The sequence below is a fragment of the Mesobacillus sp. QJM3NY_10 genome (assembly GCF_056173465.1).
Genome location: NZ_CM149675.1, coordinates 292,887 through 305,000 on the forward strand (window position 1 = coordinate 292,887; position 12,114 = coordinate 305,000).

Annotated in this window: 7 rRNA genes (1 of these 7 cut by a window edge); all 7 read left to right on the forward strand. The window is 51.3% G+C overall.

The features are described 5' to 3' along the window. Positions 1-361: 361 nt before the first annotated feature. Positions 362-1,912, forward strand: a 16S ribosomal RNA gene (locus AC0VX7_RS01575). Between the two features lie 249 nt (positions 1,913-2,161). After that, positions 2,162-5,097 (forward strand): 23S ribosomal RNA (locus AC0VX7_RS01580). A 103-nt stretch (positions 5,098-5,200) separates the two neighbouring features. Next, positions 5,201-5,316: ribosomal RNA gene (gene rrf, locus AC0VX7_RS01585) — 5S ribosomal RNA — on the forward strand. A 317-nt stretch (positions 5,317-5,633) separates the two neighbouring features. Next, a 16S ribosomal RNA gene (locus tag AC0VX7_RS01590) occupies positions 5,634-7,184 on the forward strand. A gap of 249 nt (positions 7,185-7,433) precedes the next feature. Further along, positions 7,434-10,369, forward strand: a 23S ribosomal RNA gene (locus AC0VX7_RS01595). Between the two features lie 103 nt (positions 10,370-10,472). Further along, positions 10,473-10,588: ribosomal RNA gene (gene rrf / locus AC0VX7_RS01600) — 5S ribosomal RNA — on the forward strand. 317 nt (positions 10,589-10,905) lie between these two features. Continuing rightward, positions 10,906-12,114 (forward strand): 16S ribosomal RNA (locus AC0VX7_RS01605); it runs 342 nt beyond the window's last position. The 16S, 23S and 5S rRNA genes sit together here, the layout of an rRNA operon.

The following is a 12,114-nucleotide window of genomic DNA, read 5'->3' on the forward strand; positions in this document are numbered from 1 at the left end:
AATTACAGCTGGTCTCCTATATGGAGGCTGGCTGTTTTAATATATAGAAGAAAAAGAACAGCGGGACTTTTTCCCAACTTTTTCAAGGTTTAAACATGTTGACTCTGGGCATCTCCGGTGATAGTATATAGAAACAGTCGCGAACAGGTTAACAACATTTTGATGATGAAAAAATAAATCAAAAAAAGCTGTTGACATTCAACGCTGTGATGTGATAAATTATTAAAGTCGCTTATGAGCGGCGCGCACAATTTGCTCTTTGAAAACTAAACAAACAAGCGTCAACAAACAATAAATGATCATGTTTCTTCTATAAGAACATGAGCCAACGTTTTAACTTTATGAGCTAACTCATAACTCTTTCTTGGAGAGTTTGATCCTGGCTCAGGACGAACGCTGGCGGCGTGCCTAATACATGCAAGTCGAGCGGATCTTCATTAGCTTGCTTTTGAAGATCAGCGGCGGACGGGTGAGTAACACGTGGGCAACCTGCCTGTAAGACTGGGATAACTTCGGGAAACCGGAGCTAATACCGGATAATCCTTTCCTTCACATGAGGGAAAGCTGAAAGACGGTTTCGGCTGTCACTTACAGATGGGCCCGCGGCGCATTAGCTAGTTGGTGAGGTAACGGCTCACCAAGGCAACGATGCGTAGCCGACCTGAGAGGGTGATCGGCCACACTGGGACTGAGACACGGCCCAGACTCCTACGGGAGGCAGCAGTAGGGAATCTTCCGCAATGGACGAAAGTCTGACGGAGCAACGCCGCGTGAACGATGAAGGCCTTCGGGTCGTAAAGTTCTGTTGTCAGGGAAGAACAAGTATCGGAGTAACTGCCGGTACCTTGACGGTACCTGACCAGAAAGCCACGGCTAACTACGTGCCAGCAGCCGCGGTAATACGTAGGTGGCAAGCGTTGTCCGGAATTATTGGGCGTAAAGCGCGCGCAGGCGGTTCCTTAAGTCTGATGTGAAAGCCCCCGGCTCAACCGGGGAGGGTCATTGGAAACTGGGGAACTTGAGTGCAGAAGAGGAGAGCGGAATTCCACGTGTAGCGGTGAAATGCGTAGAGATGTGGAGGAACACCAGTGGCGAAGGCGGCTCTCTGGTCTGTAACTGACGCTGAGGCGCGAAAGCGTGGGGAGCGAACAGGATTAGATACCCTGGTAGTCCACGCCGTAAACGATGAGTGCTAAGTGTTAGAGGGTTTCCGCCCTTTAGTGCTGCAGCAAACGCATTAAGCACTCCGCCTGGGGAGTACGGCCGCAAGGCTGAAACTCAAAGGAATTGACGGGGGCCCGCACAAGCGGTGGAGCATGTGGTTTAATTCGAAGCAACGCGAAGAACCTTACCAGGTCTTGACATCCTCTGACAACCCTAGAGATAGGGCGTTCCCCTTCGGGGGACAGAGTGACAGGTGGTGCATGGTTGTCGTCAGCTCGTGTCGTGAGATGTTGGGTTAAGTCCCGCAACGAGCGCAACCCTTGATCTTAGTTGCCAGCATTCAGTTGGGCACTCTAAGGTGACTGCCGGTGACAAACCGGAGGAAGGTGGGGATGACGTCAAATCATCATGCCCCTTATGACCTGGGCTACACACGTGCTACAATGGATGGAACAAAGGGTCGCGAAGCCGCGAGGTCGAGCCAATCCCATAAATCCATTCTCAGTTCGGATTGCAGGCTGCAACTCGCCTGCATGAAGCCGGAATCGCTAGTAATCGCGGATCAGCATGCCGCGGTGAATACGTTCCCGGGCCTTGTACACACCGCCCGTCACACCACGAGAGTTTGTAACACCCGAAGTCGGTGGGGTAACCTTTATGGAGCCAGCCGCCTAAGGTGGGACAGATGATTGGGGTGAAGTCGTAACAAGGTAGCCGTATCGGAAGGTGCGGCTGGATCACCTCCTTTCTAAGGATATTGCCGTAATGGCAATCGGAACTTAGACCTTATGGTCTATGAATAGCGAATCTAAAGATTCGCACTGTGGATGTAATCCACATAGTTGTACGCTTGTTTGTTTAGTTTTGAGGGAGCAATTGCCTCAAAGCTTTTTTTGTTCCTTGAAAACTAGATAATCGTAAGTAAGAAGAACCAAGAAAAAACCGAGTAATCGCCATTTTAGTTTTTCTCTCTATTTAATAGAGAAATGACCTTTTAGGTTAAGTTAGAAAGGGCGCACGGTGGATGCCTTGGCACTAGGAGCCGATGAAGGACGGGACTAACACCGATATGCTTCGGGGAGCTGTAAGTAAGCTTTGATCCGGAGATTTCCGAATGGGGAAACCCACTGTTCGTAATGGAACAGTATCTTTACCTGAATACATAGGGTATTGAAGGCAGACCCGGGGAACTGAAACATCTAAGTACCCGGAGGAAGAGAAAGCAAACGCGATTCCCTGAGTAGCGGCGAGCGAAACGGGACATAGCCCAAACCAAGAGGCTTGCCTCTTGGGGTTGTAGGACACTCAACATGGAGTTACAAAGGAACGGGGTAGATGAAGTGGTCTGGAAAGGCCCGTCAGAGAAGGTAAAAACCCTGTAGTTGAAACTTCGTTCCCTCCTGAGTGGATCCTGAGTACGGCGGGACACGAGAAATCCCGTCGGAAGCTGGGAGGACCATCTCCCAAGGCTAAATACTCCCTAGTGACCGATAGTGAACCAGTACCGTGAGGGAAAGGTGAAAAGCACCCCGGAAGGGGAGTGAAATAGATCCTGAAACCGTGTGCCTACAAGTAGTCAGAGCCCGTTAATGGGTGATGGCGTGCCTTTTGTAGAATGAACCGGCGAGTTACGATTACATGCAAGGTTAAGTTGATGAGACGGAGCCGCAGCGAAAGCGAGTCTGAATAGGGCGAATTTAGTATGTGGTCGTAGACCCGAAACCAGGTGATCTACCCATGTCCAGGGTGAAGGTTGGGTAACACCAACTGGAGGCCCGAACCCACGCACGTTGAAAAGTGCGGGGATGAGGTGTGGGTAGCGGAGAAATTCCAATCGAACTTGGAGATAGCTGGTTCTCTCCGAAATAGCTTTAGGGCTAGCCTCACGTTGTAAGAGTCTTGGAGGTAGAGCACTGTTTGGACTAGGGGCCCTCATCGGGTTACCGAATTCAGACAAACTCCGAATGCCAAAGACTTATCCGTGGGAGTCAGACTGCGAGTGATAAGATCCGTAGTCAAAAGGGAAACAGCCCAGACCACCAGCTAAGGTCCCAAAGTATACGTTAAGTGGAAAAGGATGTGGAGTTGCTTAGACAACCAGGATGTTGGCTTAGAAGCAGCCACCATTTAAAGAGTGCGTAATAGCTCACTGGTCGAGTGACTCTGCGCCGAAAATGTACCGGGGCTAAACGTATCACCGAAGCTGTGGATTGACATCTTAGATGTCAGTGGTAGGAGAGCGTTCTAAGGGCGTTGAAGTCAGACCGTAAGGACTGGTGGAGCGCTTAGAAGTGAGAATGCCGGTATGAGTAGCGAAAGATGGGTGAGAATCCCATCCACCGAATGCCCAAGGTTTCCTGAGGAAGGCTCGTCCTCTCAGGGTTAGTCGGGACCTAAGCCGAGGCCGAAAGGCGTAGGCGATGGACAACAGGTTGATATTCCTGTACCACCTCTTTATCGTTTGAGCAATGGGGGGACGCAGTAGGATAGGGTAAGCGCGCTGTTGGATATGCGCGTCTAAGCAGTTAGGCTGCAAGTGAGGCAAATCCCGCTTGCGTGAAGGCTGAGCTGTGACAGCGAGGGAAATATAGTACCGAAGTTCCTGATTCCACACTGCCAAGAAAAGCCTCTAGCGAGATAAAAGGTGCCCGTACCGCAAACCGACACAGGTAGGCGAGGAGAGAATCCTAAGGTGAGCGAGAGAACTCTCGTTAAGGAACTCGGCAAAATGACCCCGTAACTTCGGGAGAAGGGGTGCTCATTTGGGTGAATAGCCTAGATGAGCCGCAGTGAATAGGCCCAGGCGACTGTTTAGCAAAAACACAGGTCTCTGCGAAGCCGCAAGGCGAAGTATAGGGGCTGACGCCTGCCCGGTGCTGGAAGGTTAAGAGGAGGGGTTAGCTCACGCGAAGCTCTGAATCGAAGCCCCAGTAAACGGCGGCCGTAACTATAACGGTCCTAAGGTAGCGAAATTCCTTGTCGGGTAAGTTCCGACCCGCACGAAAGGCGTAACGATCTGGGCACTGTCTCAACGAGAGACTCGGTGAAATTATAGTACCTGTGAAGATGCAGGTTACCCGCGACAGGACGGAAAGACCCCGTGGAGCTTTACTGTAGCCTGATATTGAATTTTGGTACAGCTTGTACAGGATAGGTAGGAGCCTGAGAAACCGGAGCGCCAGCTTCGGTGGAGGCGTCGGTGGGATACTACCCTGGCTGTATTGAAATTCTAACCCACGCCCCTGATCGGGGCGGGAGACAGTGTCAGGTGGGCAGTTTGACTGGGGCGGTCGCCTCCTAAAGAGTAACGGAGGCGCCCAAAGGTTCCCTCAGAATGGTTGGAAATCATTCGCAGAGTGTAAAGGCACAAGGGAGCTTGACTGCGAGACCTACAAGTCGAGCAGGGACGAAAGTCGGGCTTAGTGATCCGGTGGTTCCGCATGGAAGGGCCATCGCTCAACGGATAAAAGCTACCCCGGGGATAACAGGCTTATCTCCCCCAAGAGTCCACATCGACGGGGAGGTTTGGCACCTCGATGTCGGCTCATCGCATCCTGGGGCTGTAGTCGGTCCCAAGGGTTGGGCTGTTCGCCCATTAAAGCGGTACGCGAGCTGGGTTCAGAACGTCGTGAGACAGTTCGGTCCCTATCCGTCGTGGGCGCAGGAAATTTGAGAGGAGCTGTCCTTAGTACGAGAGGACCGGGATGGACGCACCGCTGGTGTACCAGTTGTCTTGCCAAAGGCATCGCTGGGTAGCTATGTGCGGACGGGATAAGTGCTGAAAGCATCTAAGCATGAAGCCCCCCTCAAGATGAGATTTCCCATAGCGCAAGCTAGTAAGAACCCTGAAAGATGATCAGGTTGATAGGTCAGAGGTGGAAGCGCGGTGACGTGTGGAGCTGACTGATACTAATCGTTCGAGGACTTAACCAAAATAGATTACTCGTTTCTTCTTATTCTTCTTACACATTATCTAGTTTTGAGGGAATAAAGTTTTTTGCGAAGCAAAATAACTGTCCTTTCCTTAATTAAATAGTCTGGTGGCGATGGCGAGAAGGTCACACCCGTTCCCATACCGAACACGGAAGTTAAGCTTCTCAGCGCCGATGGTAGTTGGGGGTTTCCCCCTGTGAGAGTAGGACGCCGCCGGGCGAAAAGACAGAGATTTAGATCCCTGTCTTTTTTAATCCCTATATCATTCTTTTCCAGTTATTGCTGGTTGTTAGGTAACACCTGAGGTGTTATTATAGTAACTCAGCTCCACTTGATCGATTGTTTAAAAGACTTTCAAAAAAAGTGTTGACGAGCTGGTTGAAAGATGATAAGATTTAAAAGTTGTCATTTGAACGACAACAACAAATTGTTCTTTGAAAACTAAACAAACAAGCGTCAACAAACAATAAATGATCATGTTTCTTCTATAAGAACATGAGCCAACGTTTTAACTTTATGAGCTAACTCATAACTCTTTCTTGGAGAGTTTGATCCTGGCTCAGGACGAACGCTGGCGGCGTGCCTAATACATGCAAGTCGAGCGGATCTTCATTAGCTTGCTTTTGAAGATCAGCGGCGGACGGGTGAGTAACACGTGGGCAACCTGCCTGTGAGACTGGGATAACTTCGGGAAACCGGAGCTAATACCGGATAATCCTTTCCCTCACATGAGGGAAAGCTGAAAGACGGTTTCGGCTGTCACTTACAGATGGGCCCGCGGCGCATTAGCTAGTTGGTGAGGTAACGGCTCACCAAGGCAACGATGCGTAGCCGACCTGAGAGGGTGATCGGCCACACTGGGACTGAGACACGGCCCAGACTCCTACGGGAGGCAGCAGTAGGGAATCTTCCGCAATGGACGAAAGTCTGACGGAGCAACGCCGCGTGAACGATGAAGGCCTTCGGGTCGTAAAGTTCTGTTGTCAGGGAAGAACAAGTATCGGAGTAACTGCCGGTACCTTGACGGTACCTGACCAGAAAGCCACGGCTAACTACGTGCCAGCAGCCGCGGTAATACGTAGGTGGCAAGCGTTGTCCGGAATTATTGGGCGTAAAGCGCGCGCAGGCGGTTCCTTAAGTCTGATGTGAAAGCCCCCGGCTCAACCGGGGAGGGTCATTGGAAACTGGGGAACTTGAGTGCAGAAGAGGAGAGCGGAATTCCACGTGTAGCGGTGAAATGCGTAGAGATGTGGAGGAACACCAGTGGCGAAGGCGGCTCTCTGGTCTGTAACTGACGCTGAGGCGCGAAAGCGTGGGGAGCGAACAGGATTAGATACCCTGGTAGTCCACGCCGTAAACGATGAGTGCTAAGTGTTAGAGGGTTTCCGCCCTTTAGTGCTGCAGCAAACGCATTAAGCACTCCGCCTGGGGAGTACGGCCGCAAGGCTGAAACTCAAAGGAATTGACGGGGGCCCGCACAAGCGGTGGAGCATGTGGTTTAATTCGAAGCAACGCGAAGAACCTTACCAGGTCTTGACATCCTCTGACAACCCTAGAGATAGGGCGTTCCCCTTCGGGGGACAGAGTGACAGGTGGTGCATGGTTGTCGTCAGCTCGTGTCGTGAGATGTTGGGTTAAGTCCCGCAACGAGCGCAACCCTTGATCTTAGTTGCCAGCATTCAGTTGGGCACTCTAAGGTGACTGCCGGTGACAAACCGGAGGAAGGTGGGGATGACGTCAAATCATCATGCCCCTTATGACCTGGGCTACACACGTGCTACAATGGATGGAACAAAGGGTCGCGAAGCCGCGAGGTCGAGCCAATCCCATAAATCCATTCTCAGTTCGGATTGCAGGCTGCAACTCGCCTGCATGAAGCCGGAATCGCTAGTAATCGCGGATCAGCATGCCGCGGTGAATACGTTCCCGGGCCTTGTACACACCGCCCGTCACACCACGAGAGTTTGTAACACCCGAAGTCGGTGGGGTAACCTTTATGGAGCCAGCCGCCTAAGGTGGGACAGATGATTGGGGTGAAGTCGTAACAAGGTAGCCGTATCGGAAGGTGCGGCTGGATCACCTCCTTTCTAAGGATATTGCCGTAATGGCAATCGGAACTTAGACCTTATGGTCTATGAATAGCGAATCTAAAGATTCGCACTGTGGATGTAATCCACATAGTTGTACGCTTGTTTGTTTAGTTTTGAGGGAGCAATTGCCTCAAAGCTTTTTTTGTTCCTTGAAAACTAGATAATCGTAAGTAAGAAGAACCAAGAAAAAACCGAGTAATCGCCATTTTAGTTTTTCTCTCTATTTAATAGAGAAATGACCTTTTAGGTTAAGTTAGAAAGGGCGCACGGTGGATGCCTTGGCACTAGGAGCCGATGAAGGACGGGACTAACACCGATATGCTTCGGGGAGCTGTAAGTAAGCTTTGATCCGGAGATTTCCGAATGGGGAAACCCACTGTTCGTAATGGAACAGTATCTTTACCTGAATACATAGGGTATTGAAGGCAGACCCGGGGAACTGAAACATCTAAGTACCCGGAGGAAGAGAAAGCAAACGCGATTCCCTGAGTAGCGGCGAGCGAAACGGGACATAGCCCAAACCAAGAGGCTTGCCTCTTGGGGTTGTAGGACACTCAACATGGAGTTACAAAGGAACGGGGTAGATGAAGTGGTCTGGAAAGGCCCGTCAGAGAAGGTAAAAACCCTGTAGTTGAAACTTCGTTCCCTCCTGAGTGGATCCTGAGTACGGCGGGACACGAGAAATCCCGTCGGAAGCTGGGAGGACCATCTCCCAAGGCTAAATACTCCCTAGTGACCGATAGTGAACCAGTACCGTGAGGGAAAGGTGAAAAGCACCCCGGAAGGGGAGTGAAATAGATCCTGAAACCGTGTGCCTACAAGTAGTCAGAGCCCGTTAATGGGTGATGGCGTGCCTTTTGTAGAATGAACCGGCGAGTTACGATTACATGCAAGGTTAAGTTGATGAGACGGAGCCGCAGCGAAAGCGAGTCTGAATAGGGCGAATTTAGTATGTGGTCGCAGACCCGAAACCAGGTGATCTACCCATGTCCAGGGTGAAGGTTGGGTAACACCAACTGGAGGCCCGAACCCACGCACGTTGAAAAGTGCGGGGATGAGGTGTGGGTAGCGGAGAAATTCCAATCGAACTTGGAGATAGCTGGTTCTCTCCGAAATAGCTTTAGGGCTAGCCTCACGTTGTAAGAGTCTTGGAGGTAGAGCACTGTTTGGACTAGGGGCCCTCATCGGGTTACCGAATTCAGACAAACTCCGAATGCCAAAGACTTATCCGTGGGAGTCAGACTGCGAGTGATAAGATCCGTAGTCAAAAGGGAAACAGCCCAGACCACCAGCTAAGGTCCCAAAGTATACGTTAAGTGGAAAAGGATGTGGAGTTGCTTAGACAACCAGGATGTTGGCTTAGAAGCAGCCACCATTTAAAGAGTGCGTAATAGCTCACTGGTCGAGTGACTCTGCGCCGAAAATGTACCGGGGCTAAACGTATCACCGAAGCTGTGGATTGACATCTTAGATGTCAGTGGTAGGAGAGCGTTCTAAGGGCGTTGAAGTCAGACCGTAAGGACTGGTGGAGCGCTTAGAAGTGAGAATGCCGGTATGAGTAGCGAAAGATGGGTGAGAATCCCATCCACCGAATGCCCAAGGTTTCCTGAGGAAGGCTCGTCCTCTCAGGGTTAGTCGGGACCTAAGCCGAGGCCGAAAGGCGTAGGCGATGGACAACAGGTTGATATTCCTGTACCACCTCTTTATCGTTTGAGCAATGGGGGGACGCAGTAGGATAGGGTAAGCGCGCTGTTGGATATGCGCGTCTAAGCAGTTAGGCTGCAAGTGAGGCAAATCCCGCTTGCGTGAAGGCTGAGCTGTGACAGCGAGGGAAATATAGTACCGAAGTTCCTGATTCCACACTGCCAAGAAAAGCCTCTAGCGAGATAAAAGGTGCCCGTACCGCAAACCGACACAGGTAGGCGAGGAGAGAATCCTAAGGTGAGCGAGAGAACTCTCGTTAAGGAACTCGGCAAAATGACCCCGTAACTTCGGGAGAAGGGGTGCTCATTTGGGTGAATAGCCTAGATGAGCCGCAGTGAATAGGCCCAGGCGACTGTTTAGCAAAAACACAGGTCTCTGCGAAGCCGCAAGGCGAAGTATAGGGGCTGACGCCTGCCCGGTGCTGGAAGGTTAAGAGGAGGGGTTAGCTCACGCGAAGCTCTGAATCGAAGCCCCAGTAAACGGCGGCCGTAACTATAACGGTCCTAAGGTAGCGAAATTCCTTGTCGGGTAAGTTCCGACCCGCACGAAAGGCGTAACGATCTGGGCACTGTCTCAACGAGAGACTCGGTGAAATTATAGTACCTGTGAAGATGCAGGTTACCCGCGACAGGACGGAAAGACCCCGTGGAGCTTTACTGTAGCCTGATATTGAATTTTGGTACAGCTTGTACAGGATAGGTAGGAGCCTGAGAAACCGGAGCGCCAGCTTCGGTGGAGGCGTCGGTGGGATACTACCCTGGCTGTATTGAAATTCTAACCCACGCCCCTGATCGGGGCGGGAGACAGTGTCAGGTGGGCAGTTTGACTGGGGCGGTCGCCTCCTAAAGAGTAACGGAGGCGCCCAAAGGTTCCCTCAGAATGGTTGGAAATCATTCGCAGAGTGTAAAGGCACAAGGGAGCTTGACTGCGAGACCTACAAGTCGAGCAGGGACGAAAGTCGGGCTTAGTGATCCGGTGGTTCCGCATGGAAGGGCCATCGCTCAACGGATAAAAGCTACCCCGGGGATAACAGGCTTATCTCCCCCAAGAGTCCACATCGACGGGGAGGTTTGGCACCTCGATGTCGGCTCATCGCATCCTGGGGCTGTAGTCGGTCCCAAGGGTTGGGCTGTTCGCCCATTAAAGCGGTACGCGAGCTGGGTTCAGAACGTCGTGAGACAGTTCGGTCCCTATCCGTCGTGGGCGCAGGAAATTTGAGAGGAGCTGTCCTTAGTACGAGAGGACCGGGATGGACGCACCGCTGGTGTACCAGTTGTCTTGCCAAAGGCATCGCTGGGTAGCTATGTGCGGACGGGATAAGTGCTGAAAGCATCTAAGCATGAAGCCCCCCTCAAGATGAGATTTCCCATAGCGCAAGCTAGTAAGAACCCTGAAAGATGATCAGGTTGATAGGTCAGAGGTGGAAGCGCGGTGACGTGTGGAGCTGACTGATACTAATCGTTCGAGGACTTAACCAAAATAGATTACTCGTTTCTTCTTATTCTTCTTACACATTATCTAGTTTTGAGGGAATAAAGTTTTTTGCGAAGCAAAATAACTGTCCTTTCCTTAATTAAATAGTCTGGTGGCGATGGCGAGAAGGTCACACCCGTTCCCATACCGAACACGGAAGTTAAGCTTCTCAGCGCCGATGGTAGTTGGGGGTTTCCCCCTGTGAGAGTAGGACGCCGCCGGGCGAAAAGACAGAGATTTAGATCCCTGTCTTTTTTAATCCCTATATCATTCTTTTCCAGTTATTGCTGGTTGTTAGGTAACACCTGAGGTGTTATTATAGTAACTCAGCTCCACTTGATCGATTGTTTAAAAGACTTTCAAAAAAAGTGTTGACGAGCTGGTTGAAAGATGATAAGATTTAAAAGTTGTCATTTGAACGACAACAACAAATTGCTCTTTGAAAACTAAACAAACAAGCGTCAACAAACAATAAATGATCATGTTTCTTCTATAAGAACATGAGCCAACGTTTTAACTTTATGAGCTAACTCATAACTCTTTCTTGGAGAGTTTGATCCTGGCTCAGGACGAACGCTGGCGGCGTGCCTAATACATGCAAGTCGAGCGGATCTTCATTAGCTTGCTTTTGAAGATCAGCGGCGGACGGGTGAGTAACACGTGGGCAACCTGCCTGTAAGACTGGGATAACTTCGGGAAACCGGAGCTAATACCGGATAATCCTTTCCTTCACATGAGGGAAAGCTGAAAGACGGTTTCGGCTGTCACTTACAGATGGGCCCGCGGCGCATTAGCTAGTTGGTGAGGTAACGGCTCACCAAGGCAACGATGCGTAGCCGACCTGAGAGGGTGATCGGCCACACTGGGACTGAGACACGGCCCAGACTCCTACGGGAGGCAGCAGTAGGGAATCTTCCGCAATGGACGAAAGTCTGACGGAGCAACGCCGCGTGAACGATGAAGGCCTTCGGGTCGTAAAGTTCTGTTGTCAGGGAAGAACAAGTATCGGAGTAACTGCCGGTACCTTGACGGTACCTGACCAGAAAGCCACGGCTAACTACGTGCCAGCAGCCGCGGTAATACGTAGGTGGCAAGCGTTGTCCGGAATTATTGGGCGTAAAGCGCGCGCAGGCGGTTCCTTAAGTCTGATGTGAAAGCCCCCGGCTCAACCGGGGAGGGTCATTGGAAACTGGGGAACTTGAGTGCAGAAGAGGAGAGCGGAATTCCACGTGTAGCGGTGAAATGCGTAGAGATGTGGAGGAACACCAGTGGCGAAGGCGGCTCTCTGGTCTGTAACTGACGCTGAGGCGCGAAAGCGTGGGGAGCGAACAGGATTAGATACCCTGGTAGTCCACGCCGTAAACGATGAGTGCTAAGTGTTAGAGGGTTTCCGCCCTTTAGTGCTGCAGCAAACGCATTAAGCACTCCGCCTGGGGAGTACGGCCGCAAGGCTGAAACTCAAAGGAATTGACGGGGGCCCGCACAAGCGGTGGAGCATGTGGTTTAATTCGAAGCAACGCGAAGAACCTTACCAGGTCTTGACATCCTCTGACAACCCTAGAGATAGGGCGTTCCCCTTCGGGGGACAGAGTGACAGGTGGTGCATGGTTGTCGTCAGCTCGTGTCGTGAGATGTTGGGTTAAGTCCCGCAACGAGCGCAACCCTTGATCTTAGTTGCCAGCATTCAGTTGGGCACTCTAAGGTGACTGCCGGTGACAAACCGGAGGAAGGTGGGGATGACGTCAAATCA